Source organism: Brevibacillus sp. SYP-B805 (assembly GCF_011059135.1).
Classification (GTDB): Bacteria; Bacillota; Bacilli; order Brevibacillales; family Brevibacillaceae; genus Brevibacillus_F.
Map to the genome: position 1 here is coordinate 441,702 of NZ_JAALGD010000001.1, position 15,422 is coordinate 457,123.

Below are 15,422 nucleotides of genomic sequence, written 5' to 3' on the forward strand. Positions count from 1 at the left end.
GGAATGGAGCATGATCGTAACCACCACCAACACGCTGCAGGGATTGGAGATTGAACAGTATCTGGGGATTGTCAGCGGTGAGGTTATCCTCGGGGCCAATGTGGTACGCGACTTTCTCGCAGGGATCACCGACATTATCGGCGGCCGCAGCGGTGCTTACGAGAGCAAGCTGGCGGAAGGAAGAGAGCTCGCCCTGCAGGAAATGAAGGAAAAAGCAAGACGGCTCGGGGCCAACGGCGTGATCGGCGTCGATCTGGACTTCGAAACGCTGCGGGAAGGCATGATGATCTGTGTGGCAACCGGGACGGCCGTCAAAATCAAAGAGTAGCGGAGAATGGCCGCAATATCCCCATAAACAGAGAAGCGGCATACCGGCTTTCGGATGCCGCCCCTTTCCTTATTCACAGCATTTTTCAACGGATTGGCGGTTGAGATATTTTTCCAGGGAGGAGAAGCTCATGCTCCACGCCTTGGTAAACCATTCCCGCGCTTCCTCCCATTCAGGCGTATCCCTCCAGCCGGTATGCAGCAGATGGATTTCCGTTCCTTCTTCCCGTGGATAGAAGAAGACCATCACGTGAGTCAGCGGACGAACCTCATTCATCACATGGTGAAACTGACTGGAGCCTTTCCATTCGAACGCCAGCAGCTTGTTCTCCTCGATCGCCAGCACCTTGCAGCCGATCGTGCTGTCCACTTCCTTGTTGGCAGGGTTCCAGTACAGCTCGTATCTGCCACCTACCATAGGTTCCACATTTGCTTCCTGCGTTAACCATCCTTGCAAATGTTCATTTACGGTAAACATCCGAAACACTTCTTCCACGGGCCGATTGATCTGTAAGGATAGTTGAATCAACTTGTCCACTACATATCCCTCCCTTGTACTATTCTAACTATACAAAATAATAAGAATTCACGAAAGGAGGGGCAATGGGTATCATCTATTTTTTACAGGTTTTCCTGGTTTCATTGCCACCCGGCTGATCAAACGGATTTTCTTGGGGAATCTCCGGGCCAAGTACGACAATACGATGGCCGCTGCCGACTTGCGTGTAGGCGGCATTGAATGTCCGCCATTATCTTTCTATCTCGACCGCTGTGTCACCTATTTTGCCAATCATCGCGATGACCCCGACAAACGGATTGCGGTTCATTGATTGACCCGGCCAGGCCGGAATGGTAGCATGATAGCGTTACAAGTTATCATCTGGCTGGAGGAGGTATCGGGATGGCATTGACAAAGAAACGTTCCGTTTGGATAGGGGTTGTGCTGCTCGTGGTGCTCGCCATCGCCGCCACCTGGGCGATCACCAGCAAGAAGGATAGCTCTCCCTATGTCAATTTGGTTTCCTACAAATTGTCCAAGAAGCAGCAGCAGGAAGTGGAAGCATTTCTGCAGAAAAAAGGCTATGACTATCAGGTGAAGGACCAAAACGTTCTGGTCCACCAAAATCAGCGGAATGATATCTTGGTGGAGATGGGTGCCGAGGGCATCCCTTCCCCATAATGGAACGTCGGGAGAAGAGCAGCGATGCTCTTCTTCTGTGTTATTTGGGGACAACCGGCGCATCAAAACGGCAAAAAAAATGCCTGGTTGGCTCAACCAGGCGAAATGAATGGTAACGAACGTCTATCTTCTTTATCGGTATTTTCATCCTTTTGATAAAGCTTTTTTTCTTCAGGACTGGTAAAAAAGTTAGCGTCATTTTACAATAATACCAACAAAAGTCCCGAAAATAGAAAAAGTTATCTAGGATATTTGAGCGATTTTCTCGCTTTCGGCAAACACGGATGGGCATGATGGCCGCTTTGATCAGTACCATTTTCCTAACCGGCGCTCACATCCCCGAAGCGTGACCCTGTCCGTTTTTCTGTCCTGCTGCCTCGCCATGACGGGCAGCGCGATCAGCCGCCGTCTTGGGCTCAAGCAGCCCGTGACCCAGGACATGCGCTTCGCCCGTTCGGATAGGTTCGCCGGGAAAAGGAGGAATTCCTTGATGAAAACGTGTTGGCGTGCGTGCTTCCCGCTGCTGGTAAGCTGTGTGCTGCTGGTTTCCTGCTCGGCCTCCAAACAGGAGCGCATGGAGCAGAATCGGTTTGACATGGAGCTGGAAGCGATCGAGAAGGTTTCCGTGCTGTCGACGGACGGGAAGGAGGTTACGCTGAATCTGCCGGTATTCCTGGAAGAGCTTGGCCAGCAGGATAAGGATCTGCAGCGGGTGGAAGAGCCGCTGCAGAACAGGGACCTGCGCTATACCCTGATCGTCCGCCGCAGGGGAGAGGCACCGCTGGTTGTGGAAGTAGGAAAAGAGGCAAGCCAGATTGGCAATGTCTCCTACAGCGGGAAAGGAGCAGGGGGCTTTTACCGTTGGATTCGGAAGCTGACGGCAGAAGCGATTCTTGCTGCCCCTGTACAGGCTGTGGAAGCAAGCGCGGGCGATCTGGATCGTTCGCTTGCCCTGGATGGCCGGCAATCGGCGGAGATTGCTTCCCTTTTGCGCACGGCGAAGTACCACCCCGGTGAAGAGCAGAAACGCTACCCCGTGTATCCCGACTATCGGCTGAAGCTGGATAACGGCGGGCAGATGATCGAGGTATCTTTGCTCACCCCGACGATGTTTGCCGTGAAATGGGGAAACGAAACGCTTTATTACGATGGCTCCAGCCAGCTCTTTTCGCGCTTGACGGAATGGCTGCCGCCGCATTCGACCGCACTCAATCCGATCGCCCCGCTTTTTAAAGCGATGGAATGCAGGTTATATCCGGGCAGCGCAGCCCAAGTCAAGCATCAGGTCTGGAAGGTGGACCGTTCCATCGAAAATCAAGCCATTCTGCATCAGATGATCCGGCTTCTCCATCAAGGGATTCCCTCCAACCAGCCCGCTGCGGCAGGGAAAGAGCTGTATACGGTCGTGTTCGTCGTCGGCGGGGTACCCCATACCCTGAAAATGTACGACAGTACTTTTGTGTTGGACGGGCAGCGCTATCGGCATCCGCACATTGACCAAACCTTGCTGCAGCTTGTTGGCAGCATGCAAAATTAAGCCGCTACTCCTCATGAGAAGCGGCTTATTTGGTGAGGCTAAGAGTGCAGCACTACCACTTTTGCAAAAATTGTCGTAGAATAGTAAACGTTGCATGATTGTTGGCAGGATTTCACCCGCATATAGAGAATACCTCATGCTGGGCCAAAATCTGCCTATCTTTTTACTGCCATAGGAGGATGGAGAATGAACATTCACGAGTATCAAGGCAAAGAGATACTTAAGCAGTATGGGGTGAAGGTGCCGGAAGGCCGCGTCGCGTTTACCGTGGAGGAAGCGGTAGCGGCAGCGAAAGAACTGGGCACCTCCGTCGTCGTCGTGAAAGCCCAAATTCACGCTGGCGGCCGCGGAAAAGCGGGTGGTGTCAAGGTTGCCAAGAATCTGGATGAAGTGCGCACTTACGCGGAACAGCTCCTCGGCAAAGTGCTTGTCACGCACCAAACAGGCCCGGAAGGCAAAGAAGTAAAGCGCCTTCTGATCGAACAGGGCTGCGATATCAAGAAAGAATACTACGTCGGCCTTGTGGTTGACCGTTCCACGGGACGCGTTGTCATGATGGCGTCCGAGGAGGGCGGCACGGAGATCGAGGAAGTAGCGGCACGTACGCCGGAGAAGATTTTCAAAGAAGTGATCGATCCGGTAACCGGACTGAATCCTTTCCAGGCCCAACGTCTGGCATACGCGATCAACATTCCGAATGAGCTGGTCAAGAAAGCCGCTCAGTTTATGATGAGCCTTTACAAAGCGTTTGTGGATAAAGATTGCTCCATCGCGGAGATCAACCCGCTGGTCGTAACCGGTGACGGCGAAGTGATGGCGCTTGACGCGAAGCTCAATTTCGACAGCAACGCGCTGTTCCGTCATCCGGAAATCGTGGCACTGCGGGATCTGGACGAAGAAGATGAAAAAGAAATCGAAGCGTCCAAATACGATCTTTCCTATATCGCCCTTGACGGCAACATCGGCTGCATGGTGAACGGCGCGGGTTTGGCGATGGCCACCATGGATATCATCAAGTTCTATGGCGGTGAGCCGGCCAACTTCCTGGATGTAGGCGGCGGCGCTACCGAAGAGAAAGTAACCGAAGCCTTCAAGATCATCCTGAAAGACCCGAAAGTAAAAGGCATCTTCGTCAACATCTTTGGCGGCATCATGAAGTGTGACGTCATCGCCAACGGGGTGATTGCCGCAGCGAAGCAGGTGAAGCTGGATCGTCCGCTGGTGGTTCGTCTGGAAGGCACCAACGTGGAGCTGGGCAAGAAGATCCTGAACGAGTCCGGCCTGAATATCGTAGCGGCCGAATCCATGGCAGACGGCGCCCAAAAGATTGTCTCGCTGGTAAAGTAAGCGGCGTTTTGATGAGTGCGACACGGAGAAAAGGTGGGGTAAAACGCGATGAGTATTCTGGTTAACAAAAATACGAAGGTTATCACACAGGGTATCACAGGAAAAGCAGGTCTGTTCCATACGCGTCAGGCGATTGAATACGGCACCAACATTGTCGGAGGTACTTCTCCCGGCAAAGGCGGCACCGAGGTGGATGGCATCCCGGTATTTAATACCGTGGCCGAAGCGGTAGCCAAAACAGGAGCAAACGCGTCCGTGATCTACGTGGCAGCGCCGTTTGCCGCAGACGCCATCATGGAAGCGGTAGATGCCGAGCTCGATCTCGTGATTTGCATCACCGAGGGGATTCCGGTGCTCGACATGGTGAAAGTGAAACGCTACATGGAAGGCAAAAAGACCCGTCTGATCGGGCCGAACTGCCCTGGCGTCATCACGCCGGGCGAGTGCAAAATCGGGATCATGCCGGGATACATTCACACGCCCGGAAAAGTGGGCATCGTTTCCCGTTCCGGCACCCTCACGTATGAGGCCGTTCATCAAACCACGTCGCGCGGCATCGGCCAATCCACGGCGGTTGGCATCGGCGGCGACCCGGTGAAAGGCATGGAATTTATCGACGTGCTGAAGCTGTTTAATGAAGATCCGGATACCGAAGCGGTGATCATGATCGGCGAGATCGGCGGCACCGCCGAGGAAGAAGCGGCCGAATGGATCGCGGCCAACATGAAAAAACCGGTTGTCGGCTTCATTGGCGGTCAAACCGCTCCTCCAGGAAAACGGATGGGCCATGCCGGCGCGATTATCTCCGGCGGGAAGGGTACGGCTGCCGAGAAAATCAAGAAGATGGAAGAATGCGGCATCCGCGTGGCAAAAACGCCTGCCGTGATCGGGGAGACGCTCGTGGAAGTGCTGAAAGAGAAAGGCTTGCTGGAGAAAGTCATCACCTCTCCCGTGAAGTAAGTGCAAATCGTCGAAGGGGACGCATGGGCGTCCTCTTCTTTTTTTCTTTGTTTTCCCCCGCAAATACCTTTTATAATGAAAAAACAAAACGGGCGAGTCCGTCTTTTGCGGCTGCGAACGGTCACGCCCGCATTTCATGAAAAACGTCAACAGGTTTTTCATCATAAAGGTGTTGGTGAAGATGACGGAACGGGCAGGACTGGAGGAGCGGGACTGGTTGTATGCGCTCGCGACGACGCCGGGTGTCGGGCGGAAGAGATTGCGAAACATTCTGGAAACATGGGGATCGTTGGCTGATTTTGCCGGTCATATTCAACAAAAGCGGGACGATTCGCTGCTGTTCGACACGCAGCTGCGCCGATTGCTGCGGGAGCGATTGACGCCCGAGCGGGTCTGGGAGGAGAAACGGAAGCGTGTGGCTGCCGGTATCCGATTCGTCTGCCTGCTGGATGCGGATTTTCCGGCCGCATTGACCCATATTCCCGACCCGCCTCTTCTGCTTTTTTACAAAGGGGAGCTGGGCTGGCTTGACCGGCCGCTGATTGCGGTCGTCGGGACGCGCAGGCCGACGCCTTATGGGAAAGCGGCATGCGCACGGCTGTGTGAACAGCTGGCGAAGGCGGGTTTTGTCATTGTCTCCGGCGTCGCCAGCGGGATTGACGCGGAGGCGCATCGGGCAGCCCTGCGGAGCGGCGCGGGGACGGTCGGGGTGCTGGGATGCGGCATCGATCAGGTATATCCCCCGGTGAACCGACCGCTGTACCGGCAGGTGGAATCATCCGGCTTGCTCCTGTCCGAATATCCGCCGGGTACGCCACCGCGGCAGGGGCTGTTTCCGGAGCGCAACCGGATCATCAGCGGCCTTTCGCTCGGCGTGGTGGTGATCGAAGCGGCGGAAAAGAGCGGCTCCCTGATCACGGCCGACTGTGCGCTGGAGCAGGGCAAAGAGGTGTTTGCCGTGCCTGGGCCCATTTTTTCCGAAGTCAGCGCGGGCCCGCATAACCTGATCAAACAAGGTGCAAAGCTAGTAACAGGATGGGAAGACATTCTTGACGAGTTCCCCCATCTTGTACCGGCCTTGCGCCGCAGCATCCAACCGGCGGCAGCGCCTCGGCTTGAAGAGGCGGAGCGGAAGCTGCTCGCCTTGATTCCGTACGAGCCCGTCCATTGGGACCATCTTCATGAGGCTTTGGACCCGGAGGCGCGGCGCACGATGGATCGGGAACTGGTTTGCCTGGAGACCAAAGGATGCATCATCAGCCTGCCGGGAGGTTACTATGCGCGCCGTGAGTAGCACCGGCAGGCATATGGCGTTTGACAAATGGAAAACCATATTGAATAATAGGGGAGATTATTACCTCGAGGGGGAGGAAATAAATGGCTGAAGCACTCGTAATAGTCGAATCCCCGGCAAAAGCGAAAACGATAGGCAAATATTTAGGCAGCAAATATATCGTCAAAGCGTCCATGGGCCATGTCAGAGACCTCCCGAAAAGCCAGATGGGTGTTGACGTTGAAAAATCGTATGAACCGAAATATATCACCATTCGCGGGAAGGGAGATGTCCTGAAGTCGCTGAAGGATGCGGCGAAGAAAGTGAAAAAAGTATATCTCGCCGCCGACCCGGATCGCGAGGGGGAGGCAATCGCCTGGCATTTGGCCCAGTACCTGGGACTGGATATGAGCCAGCCGCTGCGGGTGGTGTTTAACGAGATCACCAAGGATGCGATCAAGGAGGCGTTTAAACATCCGCGCCACATCAACATGGATCTGGTGAACGCCCAGCAGGCCCGCCGCATTCTCGACAGGCTGGTGGGCTACAACATCAGTCCGCTCCTGTGGAAAAAGGTGCGCAAGGGGCTCAGTGCCGGACGCGTGCAGTCCGTCACGGTCAAATTGATCATCGACCGTGAAAAGGAGATCCGCAGCTTCACGCCGGAAGAATACTGGACGATCACCAGCAAGCTCGTATCCGACGGAAAAGGGTTTGACGCCAAGTTCCACGGCTTCGGCGACGAGAAGGTGGAGCTGCGTTCCGAAGCGGACGTGAAGGAGATTCTCGACCGGGTCGCCGGCCATCCGTATGTGGTGAAAAAAGTGCAGAAGCGGGAGCGCAAGCGGAATCCCGCCCCGCCGTTCATCACCAGCTCCCTGCAGCAGGAAGCGGCCCGCAAGCTGAACTTCCGCACCGCCAAGACCATGATGATCGCCCAGCAGCTGTATGAGGGGATCGATCTCGGCAAGGAAGGCACGGTCGGGTTGATCACCTACATGCGTACCGATTCCACCCGGATTTCCCAGACTGCCCAGCAGGAAGCCAAAGCTTATATCCTGGAGCATTTCGGCCAGGAATATGCGCTGACCGAAGCGCGGGAACACGGCAAAAGCGAACGGGCCCAGGACGCCCATGAAGCGATCCGTCCGACATCGGTGATGCGCACGCCCGACTCCGTCAAAGACTACTTGTCGCGCGACCAGCTGCGCCTGTACCGGCTGATTTGGGAACGCTTCCTGGCAAGCCAGATGGCATCCGCCATCCTGGATACGATGAGCGTGGAGATCGAGGCAAACGGCGTCCATTTCCGGGCTTCCGGTTCCAAGGTGAAGTTTCCCGGCTTCATGAAAGTGTACATTGAGGGAAGCGATGACAGCGGCAATGAAGAGGATGCCTTATTGCCCCCGCTGGAAGAAGGACAGACGCTGACCCAGCAAGGCATCGAACCCGCCCAGCATTTCACCCAGCCGCCGCCGCGCTATACGGAGGCGCGCCTCGTCAAAACGCTGGAGGAACTGGGCATCGGGCGGCCGTCCACCTATGCCCCGACGCTGGAAACGATTCAAAAACGGGGGTACGTGGCGCTGGAAGAGAAGCGCTTCGTCCCCACCGAGCTGGGCGAGATCGTGATTTCGCTGATCGAGGAGTTTTTCCCTGAAATCCTCGACGTCGAATTCACCTCGCAGATGGAGTCGGAGCTGGACGAAATCGAGGAAGGCATCATTAACTGGGTGAAGGTACTGGATCAGTTCTATCAGGATTTCGCCAAACGGGTGGAAGTAGCGGAAGAGAAGATGGAAGATATCGAGATCAAGGATGAAGTGGCCGATGAACAGTGCGACCTGTGCGGACGCCATATGGTGTACAAGATGGGCCGCTTCGGCAAATTCCTGGCCTGCTCCGGTTTTCCGGAATGCAGGAATACCAAACCGATCGTGAAAGAAATCGGGGTGACCTGCCCGCACTGCCAAACCGGTGCCATCATCGAACGGAAAAGCAAAAAGAGCCGCGTTTTTTACGGCTGCAGCCGCTATCCCGAGTGCGAGTGGGTCTCGTGGGACAAACCGATCGCGCGGCCCTGCCCGAAGTGCGGCGGGCTGCTTGTGGAGAAGAAGCGGAAGAAGCAGGGGATCGGCGTTGCCTGCACCCAGTGCGACTACCAGGAAGAAGCAGACGCGTAAGAGATGGAGGAGAACCTCTGCTGGGAGGATTGCATCATGACAGAAACATACGTCACGGTTGTAGGGGCCGGGCTGGCCGGCAGCGAAGCGGCCTGGCAGATTGCAGAAGCGGGGGTGCCGGTCAAGCTGTACGAAATGCGCCCGCTGAAACAAACCCCGGCGCATCATACGGATAAATTCGCCGAATTGGTCTGCAGCAACTCGCTGCGGGCCAATACATTGACCAACGCCGTCGGAGTCCTGAAGGAAGAGCTGCGCCGGCTGAACTCCGTCATCATCGCGGCGGCGGACAGGTGCGCGGTCCCGGCAGGCGGCGCCCTCGCCGTGGACCGGCACGAATTTGCCGGATACGTCACCGACACCATCCGCAATCATCCGCTGATTGAGGTGATCACCGACGAGGTGGCGGAGATTCCGGCAGGCATTACGGTCATCGCCACCGGCCCGCTTACGTCTCCGGCGCTGTCGGAGAAGCTGAAGGTCCTGACCGGTGAAGAATACCTGTATTTTTACGATGCGGCGGCGCCGATCGTGGAGAAAGATTCGATTGACATGGAAAAGGTGTTTGTCGCTTCGCGCTACGACAAAGGAGAAGCGGCCTACCTCAACTGTCCGATGACGGAAGAGGAGTTCGACCGGTTCTATGAAGCGCTGATCTCGGCGGAGGCCGTGCCGCTGAAAGAGTTTGAAAAAGAGATTTACTTCGAAGGCTGCATGCCGATTGAAGTGATGGCCAAGCGGGGACGCCAGACGATGCTGTTTGGTCCGCTGAAGCCGGTGGGACTGATTGACCCGCGGACAGGCAAGCAGCCGTTTGCCGTTGTCCAACTGCGGCAGGATAACAGTGCGGCCACCCTGTACAACATCGTGGGCTTTCAGACCCACCTGAAATGGCCGGAACAGAAGCGCGTCTTTTCGTTGATCCCGGGCCTGGAAAATCTGGAGATCGTCCGCTACGGCGTGATGCACCGCAACACGTTCATCAATTCGCCCAAACTGCTGCGCCCCACCTATCAGTACAAGCACCGCGACAATCTTTTCTTCGCGGGGCAGATGACAGGGGTGGAAGGCTACGTGGAATCGGCTGCGTCGGGGCTGTTGGCGGGATTGAATGCGGCGCGGCTGGCAAAAGGGGAGGAACTGCTTGTCTTCCCGCCGGAGACGGTGATCGGCAGCATGGCGCATTACATCACCACGACCGATGCGAACCACTTTCAGCCGATGAACGCCAACTTCGGCCTTCTGCCGCCGCTGCCCGTCCGTATCCGCAACAAAAAGGAGAAAAATGAACGCCTGGCCGCACGGGCGCTGGACACAATTCAGAATTTTACACGAAAATGACACAATTTTAGTTGCTATCCATTTTTACGCTGTGTTACTATTAAGTTGCCCTTGGGGGAGTGCGTCTGGGATGGACATTTCGGAGCAAATATCCACGGAGATGGAACATTTTTCCCGTTACTTAAAGGTGGAAAAAAACGCATCGCCCTACACCCTCAGCCAATACATGGCCGATATCCAGGAATTCGTCGCATTTATGCAACAGCACCAAATCACCGCATTTGCTGCTGTTTCTTATTTAGACGGACGCACGTTTTTGGCCCAGTTGGCCAAAAGGGGGATCTCGCGGCGCACCATCGCGAGAAAACTGTCCAGCCTGCGCAGCTTTTACCGCTTCCAGCTGCGGGAAGGAAGGGTAACGGAAAATCCGTTTCAAAGCGTCTCGACGCCGAAGCTGGAGAAGAAGCTTCCTTCCTTCATGTATCCGCAGGAGATCCAGCAGCTTCTGGAATTGCCGGACTGCTCCACGCCGCTCGGCCAGCGGGACCGGGTCATTTTTGAGCTGCTATATGCAAGCGGCATGCGCGTCAGCGAACTGGTCACCCTTCCCGTGCACGCCATCAACCTGTCAATGGGGATCGCGCTGGTATACGGAAAAGGAGCCAAGGAGCGTTATGTGCCGATCGGCAGTTATGCATTGGCGGCAATCAGGCAATACCTAGAAGTAGGCAGAGTGAAGCTGCTTGCGGGCAGGAAAGAGAACGGCATGCTTTTGCTGAATTACCGCGGTGAACCCCTCTCCGACCGCAGCGTGCGCCGCGTGGTGGACAAATATGTGGAGCGGGCCGCCTTGTCGGCTGACATCTCGCCCCATACGTTTCGGCATACCTTTGCGACGCACCTGCTGAATGCGGGAGCGGATTTGCGCACGGTACAGGAACTGCTCGGGCATGTGAACATCTCGACGACACAAGTGTATACGCATGTAACAAAAGAGCGTCTGCGTCACGTTTACGAGTCAGCGCATCCGCGCGCGCAGAAACGCGGGAGGTGAAGAGACGTGGAGCAATTTCACGCGACAACCATATTTGCCGTCCATCATCAGGGAGCAGCCGCGATGGCAGGGGACGGTCAGGTGACGTTTGGCAACAGCATGGTGATGAAGCACGGCGCGAAGAAAGTGCGCCGCCTTTTTCGCGGAGAGGTGATCGCCGGCTTTGCCGGTTCCGTGGCGGACGCGATCACCCTGTTTGAGAAATTCGAAGGCAAGCTGGAGGAGTATCACGGCAATCTGCAGCGGGCCGCCGTCGAATTGGCCAAAGAATGGCGCTCCGACCGGGTGCTCCGCCGGCTGGAGGCCATGATGATCGTGATGAACCGCGAGCATCTGTTGCTGATCTCCGGCAACGGCGAGATCATCGAACCCGATGACGGCATTCTCGCCATTGGTTCGGGCGGCAGCTATGCCCTGGCTGCGGGGAGGGCGCTGAAAAAGCATGCCCCTCACCTGAGCGCGCGGGAGATCGCGGAAGCGGCGCTTCTCACAGCCGCGGAGATCTGCGTGTTTACGAATGCCAATCTGGTGGTTGAAGAGATGACTAGCTAAGCTGGGAGGATACGGGCTATGAACCTCGAACAATTGACTCCCCGGATGATCGTGGAACACCTGGATAAATATATCGTCGGCCAGGCCCAGGCGAAAAAGGCCATCGCCGTGGCCCTGCGCAACCGCTATCGCCGCAGCCGTCTCCCGGAAAGCATCCGGGAAGACGTGGTGCCGAAAAACATCCTGATGATCGGGCCGACCGGGGTAGGGAAAACGGAAATCGCCCGCCGCATCGCCAAGCTGACCGGCGCCCCCTTCATCAAGGTGGAAGCGACCAAGTTTACCGAAGTGGGCTATGTCGGCCGCGATGTGGAGTCCATGGTGCGCGATCTGGTGGAGACCGCCATCCGCAACGTCAAGGCGGAAAAGATGGAAGCGGTGAAGGAGAAGGCGGAGAAACTGGCCAACGAGCGAATCGTGGAGACCCTTGTCCCATCCCGCAAGCAGCAGCAAGCGTTTAAAAATCCGCTGGAGATGCTGTTTGGCGGACAGCAGCAGACGCAGACGAACGCGACCCAGGCCGAAGATCCGTCCATCGAACAGCAGCGTCGGCAGGTCGCCTGGCAGCTTGATGCCGGCCAGCTGGAGGAACAAATGATTGAGATCGAGGTGGAAGACCAATCACCCTCCATGCTCGACCTGTTCCAGGTTCCCGGCGCCGAGCAGATGGGGATGCAGATGCAGGATATGCTCGGGAGCTTCCTGCCGAAGCGGACCAAGAAGAGAAAATTGCGAATAAAGGAAGCGCGCAAGGTATTAATTGCCCAAGAAGCGCAAAAACTGGTGGATATGGACGAAGTGGTGCAGGAAGCGGTCCACCGCGCCGAACAGCACGGCATCATCTTTATCGATGAAATCGACAAGATCGCCGGCAAGGAGGGGCGCGGCGGCGCCGATGTGTCGCGCGAAGGCGTGCAGCGCGACATCCTGCCCATCGTGGAAGGCTCGACCGTCATGACCAAATACGGCCCGGTCAAAACGGATTACATGCTGTTTATCGCGGCCGGCGCCTTCCATATGGCCAAACCGTCCGACCTGATCCCGGAATTGCAGGGGCGCTTTCCCATCCGGGTGGAGCTGACCAGTCTGCGCGTGGAAGATTTCGTCCGGATTCTGACGGAACCGAAAAACGCGCTGATCAAGCAGTATACGGCGCTGCTGGAGACAGAAGGCGTCCGGGTGGAATTTACCGCTGAGGCGATTCAGGAACTGGCACGCCTGGCAGCCGAAGTGAACCAATCGACGGATAATATCGGGGCCCGCCGATTACATACCATCCTGGAAAAATTGCTGGAAGATCTCTCCTTTGAAGCCCCGGATATTCACCTGGATGTGGTGAAAATCACACCCGAGTATGTCCGCGAGAAATTGGCCGGCATTGTCGGAAATCGCGACCTAAGCCAATACATCTTATAAACAGGTTGAAAGGAAACCGTCAGGAGGAAATGGGAATGGATTTGCTGTCCAAAACAAGAAGAATCAACCGCATGCTTCAAAAATCGGCCGGACACGCCGTCAACTTCAACGAGATGGCGGAAGTGCTGTGCGATGTGATTGAAGCCAACATTTTTGTCCTGAGCAGAAAAGGAAAGCTGCTCGGTTATGCGATTGCGCAGGAGATTGACAACGCGCGCATCCGCAAGATGCTGGAAGAGCGCCGCTTTCCGGAAGAGTACAGCCTGGGGCTGTTAAAAGTGGAAGAAACCTCTGCCAACCTCGACGTTGACAGCCCGTATACCGCGTTTCCGGTGGAAATGAAAGAGGTGTTCCGCACCGGCTGGACGACGCTGGTTCCGATCATGGGCGGCGGCGATCGCCTTGGCACGCTGATCCTGGCGCGCCTGAACAAACAGTTCGTGGAAGATGACCTGATCCTCGCCGAAGTGGGGGCAACGGTGGTCGGGATGGAGATTCTGCGGGAGCGGGCAGAGGCGATTGAAGAAGAAGCCCGCAGCAAGGCGGTTGTCCAGATGGCAATCGGCTCTCTCTCCTACAGCGAATTGGAAGCGGTGGAACATATCTTCGAAGAGCTGGAAGGCAAGGAAGGACTGCTGGTGGCGTCCAAGATTGCCGATCGCGTCGGCATCACGCGTTCCGTCATCGTCAACGCGCTGCGCAAGCTGGAAAGCGCCGGTGTGATCGAATCCCGTTCCCTGGGGATGAAGGGAACGTTTATTAAAGTGCTGAATGAAAAGCTGCTGCCGGAATTGGAAAAATTAAAAACGTCCTAAGCGGCAAACCCGTAATCAGAAGGTTTGTTTTATAGGAAAAAAGCCAGACATTGTCTGGCTTTTTTTGTGTCCAAATAGGCAATTAGTCTCACATGACCCGGGAAAATCACCGTCATTTTTTCCAACTAATGGATTATTTCTATCGGATTAACGAAGAATTCATCTCCTTTCCACAAGATTGTGCTTTTTTCATAAAGTTGGATTTGTTATGATGATGTCGTATTTAGCTGTCGAAAAAGAAGGAAATACCAATTTAATCGTAGAATATTCTGGATAAATTTCAGTGTGGAGGGAAAAAAGTTGTTTAACACCGATCAGCTGCGGATTTTAGAACGCTCCCTGGATGCCAGCATGCTTCGGCAGCGAACCATCGCCAACAACATTGCGAATATGGACACCCCGTATTTCAAGAGCAAGCAGGTTGTGTTCGAGGAACTATTGCAGCAGGAATTGAACGGTACAACGCCCACCCTCTCTGCTTACCGAACGGATCCGCGCCATATACCGTTCGGCAATGGATCCGATGTGCCAGCTCCGCAGATCGTTTCCAATCCCAATGCCTTTGTGCAAAACAACGGAAACGATGTGGATGTGGAGTACGAGATGAACCGTCTGGCGAAAAACCAGATCTGGTACAACGGTTTGGTTCAACTGACAAACGGCTATTTTTCAAAATTGCGCAGCGTGATTGACGGTGGAGGGAGGTAATCAGCCATGAAGTTGTTTGGAGCCATGGATACGAGTGCGTCGGCATTAACCGCGAACCGCCTCCGCCTGGATACGATCGCGGCCAATGTGGCCAATGCCAACACCACGCGGGCCAGGATGGTCAACGGGGTGTGGGAGCCTTACCGCCGCAAGATCGTGGAAGTGACACCGAAAACGAATGACAGCTTCGACGACCTGCTGCAGGCGGCCATCGGCAACATCACCGGCGGCGTGGAACAGGGCGTCCGCGTGACTGCTATCAAAGAGGATACGACGCCGTTCAAGCGAGTTTATGATCCGGAACATCCCGATGCAGATGCGGAAGGTTACGTGCTGCTCCCCAACGTTGACATGATGAAGGAGATGGTGGACATGATTTCCGCCTCCCGCTCCTACGAAGCGAACGTAACCGTTTTGAACGCTGCGAAAAGCATGATGATGAAAGCATTCGAAATCAATGGAAAATAAGGACTGAGTAAATGATGGAACTGAATCGTCTTTCATCGGTGACAGGGCTCTCGTTCGCGCAGCAGCCGCAGCCTGCCACCGCTGCTCCTTCGGAAGTTGGCAAGTCGTTCGCATCCTATTTGGCAGATGCGTTGAATGAAGTGAACCAGGCGCAGCTTGACTCGGAAAAGATGACCAAGCTCTTTGCTGCCGGTCAGGTCGAGGATATCCACCAAGTGATGATAGCTAGCCAAAAATCAACAATCCTCCTGCAAACAGCGCTGCAAGTAAGAAACAAGGTAATCGAGTCCTATCAAGAGATCATGCGTATGTCGATTTGAC

17 protein-coding genes are annotated in these 15,422 nt (G+C 55.4%); 16 read left to right on the plus strand and 1 reads right to left on the minus strand.

The window, feature by feature from the left end:
- Positions 1-10 precede the first annotated feature (10 nt).
- Positions 11-328: a YbjQ family protein gene (locus G3578_RS02230; protein ID WP_165208170.1), complete on the plus strand. Its 318-nt coding sequence runs from the start codon at positions 11-13 to the stop codon at positions 326-328.
- Between the two features lie 69 nt (positions 329-397).
- Here G3578_RS02230 and G3578_RS02235 read toward each other — a convergent pair whose 3' ends face one another.
- The gene (locus G3578_RS02235) at positions 398-865 is read right to left on the minus strand and encodes an SRPBCC domain-containing protein (protein ID WP_165208172.1); all 468 of its coding nucleotides are present in this window, start codon (positions 863-865) and stop codon (positions 398-400) included.
- Positions 866-998: 133 nt separating this feature from the next.
- Here G3578_RS02235 and G3578_RS02240 point away from each other — a divergent pair, with 133 nt between their 5' ends.
- The 15 genes from G3578_RS02240 (at position 999) to fliE (ending at position 15,421) form a co-directional block, all read left to right on the plus strand.
- Positions 999-1,157 carry a hypothetical protein gene (locus tag G3578_RS02240; RefSeq protein WP_165208174.1) on the plus strand — a complete coding sequence of 53 codons (159 nt, stop codon included), beginning with the start codon at positions 999-1,001 and terminating at the stop codon, positions 1,155-1,157.
- 71 nt (positions 1,158-1,228) lie between these two features.
- Entirely contained in the window at positions 1,229-1,507 is a 279-nt protein-coding gene (locus tag G3578_RS02245; RefSeq protein WP_165208176.1) for a hypothetical protein, read from the plus strand.
- Positions 1,508-1,997: 490 nt separating this feature from the next.
- Entirely contained in the window at positions 1,998-3,044 is a 1,047-nt protein-coding gene (locus G3578_RS02250; RefSeq protein ID WP_165208178.1) for a hypothetical protein, read from the plus strand.
- 186 nt (positions 3,045-3,230) lie between these two features.
- On the plus strand, positions 3,231-4,391 hold the full coding sequence (gene sucC / locus G3578_RS02255; protein WP_165208179.1) for an ADP-forming succinate--CoA ligase subunit beta: 1,161 nt from the start codon (positions 3,231-3,233) through the stop codon (positions 4,389-4,391).
- Between the two features lie 48 nt (positions 4,392-4,439).
- Positions 4,440-5,351 (plus strand): succinate--CoA ligase subunit alpha, encoded by a 912-nt coding sequence (gene sucD / locus G3578_RS02260; protein ID WP_165208180.1) that lies wholly within the window; start codon positions 4,440-4,442, stop codon positions 5,349-5,351.
- Positions 5,352-5,532: 181 nt separating this feature from the next.
- Positions 5,533-6,645: a DNA-processing protein DprA gene (dprA, locus tag G3578_RS02265; protein WP_165208181.1), complete on the plus strand. Its 1,113-nt coding sequence runs from the start codon at positions 5,533-5,535 to the stop codon at positions 6,643-6,645.
- Between the two features lie 83 nt (positions 6,646-6,728).
- Positions 6,729-8,807, plus strand: coding sequence for a type I DNA topoisomerase (topA, locus tag G3578_RS02270; RefSeq protein WP_165208182.1), 2,079 nt, complete (start codon positions 6,729-6,731; stop codon positions 8,805-8,807).
- A 36-nt stretch (positions 8,808-8,843) separates the two neighbouring features.
- Positions 8,844-10,148, plus strand: a complete 1,305-nt coding sequence (gene trmFO / locus G3578_RS02275; RefSeq protein WP_165208183.1) for an FADH(2)-oxidizing methylenetetrahydrofolate--tRNA-(uracil(54)-C(5))-methyltransferase TrmFO — start codon at positions 8,844-8,846, stop codon at positions 10,146-10,148.
- A gap of 70 nt (positions 10,149-10,218) precedes the next feature.
- Positions 10,219-11,142, plus strand: coding sequence for a tyrosine recombinase XerC (gene xerC / locus G3578_RS02280; RefSeq protein ID WP_165208184.1), 924 nt, complete (start codon positions 10,219-10,221; stop codon positions 11,140-11,142).
- A gap of 6 nt (positions 11,143-11,148) precedes the next feature.
- Positions 11,149-11,694, plus strand: coding sequence for an ATP-dependent protease subunit HslV (gene hslV / locus G3578_RS02285; protein ID WP_165208185.1), 546 nt, complete (start codon positions 11,149-11,151; stop codon positions 11,692-11,694).
- A gap of 18 nt (positions 11,695-11,712) precedes the next feature.
- Positions 11,713-13,110 carry an ATP-dependent protease ATPase subunit HslU gene (gene hslU / locus G3578_RS02290; protein ID WP_165208186.1) on the plus strand — a complete coding sequence of 466 codons (1,398 nt, stop codon included), beginning with the start codon at positions 11,713-11,715 and terminating at the stop codon, positions 13,108-13,110.
- A gap of 35 nt (positions 13,111-13,145) precedes the next feature.
- The gene (gene codY / locus G3578_RS02295; protein WP_165208188.1) at positions 13,146-13,925 is read left to right on the plus strand and encodes a GTP-sensing pleiotropic transcriptional regulator CodY; all 780 of its coding nucleotides are present in this window, start codon (positions 13,146-13,148) and stop codon (positions 13,923-13,925) included.
- Between the two features lie 300 nt (positions 13,926-14,225).
- Positions 14,226-14,633, plus strand: coding sequence for a flagellar basal body rod protein FlgB (gene flgB / locus G3578_RS02300; protein WP_165208190.1), 408 nt, complete (start codon positions 14,226-14,228; stop codon positions 14,631-14,633).
- Positions 14,634-14,639: 6 nt separating this feature from the next.
- A complete protein-coding gene (flgC, locus tag G3578_RS02305) occupies positions 14,640-15,101 on the plus strand; it encodes a flagellar basal body rod protein FlgC (RefSeq protein ID WP_165208192.1) in 462 nt (153 codons plus the stop codon).
- A gap of 14 nt (positions 15,102-15,115) precedes the next feature.
- On the plus strand, positions 15,116-15,421 hold the full coding sequence (gene fliE, locus G3578_RS02310; RefSeq protein WP_165208421.1) for a flagellar hook-basal body complex protein FliE: 306 nt from the start codon (positions 15,116-15,118) through the stop codon (positions 15,419-15,421).
- Position 15,422: the final 1 nt, after the last annotated feature.

Coding starts and splice junctions, on each gene's coding strand:
- G3578_RS02230 (WP_165208170.1), top strand. CDS start 11: ATGATCGTAACCACCACCAACACGCTGCAGGGATTGGAGATTGAACAG.
- G3578_RS02245 (WP_165208176.1), top strand. CDS start 1,229: ATGGCATTGACAAAGAAACGTTCCGTTTGGATAGGGGTTGTGCTGCTC.
- G3578_RS02250 (WP_165208178.1), top strand. CDS start 1,998: ATGAAAACGTGTTGGCGTGCGTGCTTCCCGCTGCTGGTAAGCTGTGTG.
- sucC (WP_165208179.1), top strand. CDS start 3,231: ATGAACATTCACGAGTATCAAGGCAAAGAGATACTTAAGCAGTATGGG.
- sucD (WP_165208180.1), top strand. CDS start 4,440: ATGAGTATTCTGGTTAACAAAAATACGAAGGTTATCACACAGGGTATC.
- dprA (WP_165208181.1), top strand. CDS start 5,533: ATGACGGAACGGGCAGGACTGGAGGAGCGGGACTGGTTGTATGCGCTC.
- topA (WP_165208182.1), top strand. CDS start 6,729: ATGGCTGAAGCACTCGTAATAGTCGAATCCCCGGCAAAAGCGAAAACG.
- trmFO (WP_165208183.1), top strand. CDS start 8,844: ATGACAGAAACATACGTCACGGTTGTAGGGGCCGGGCTGGCCGGCAGC.
- xerC (WP_165208184.1), top strand. CDS start 10,219: ATGGACATTTCGGAGCAAATATCCACGGAGATGGAACATTTTTCCCGT.
- hslU (WP_165208186.1), top strand. CDS start 11,713: ATGAACCTCGAACAATTGACTCCCCGGATGATCGTGGAACACCTGGAT.
- codY (WP_165208188.1), top strand. CDS start 13,146: ATGGATTTGCTGTCCAAAACAAGAAGAATCAACCGCATGCTTCAAAAA.
- flgC (WP_165208192.1), top strand. CDS start 14,640: ATGAAGTTGTTTGGAGCCATGGATACGAGTGCGTCGGCATTAACCGCG.
- fliE (WP_165208421.1), top strand. CDS start 15,116: ATGGAACTGAATCGTCTTTCATCGGTGACAGGGCTCTCGTTCGCGCAG.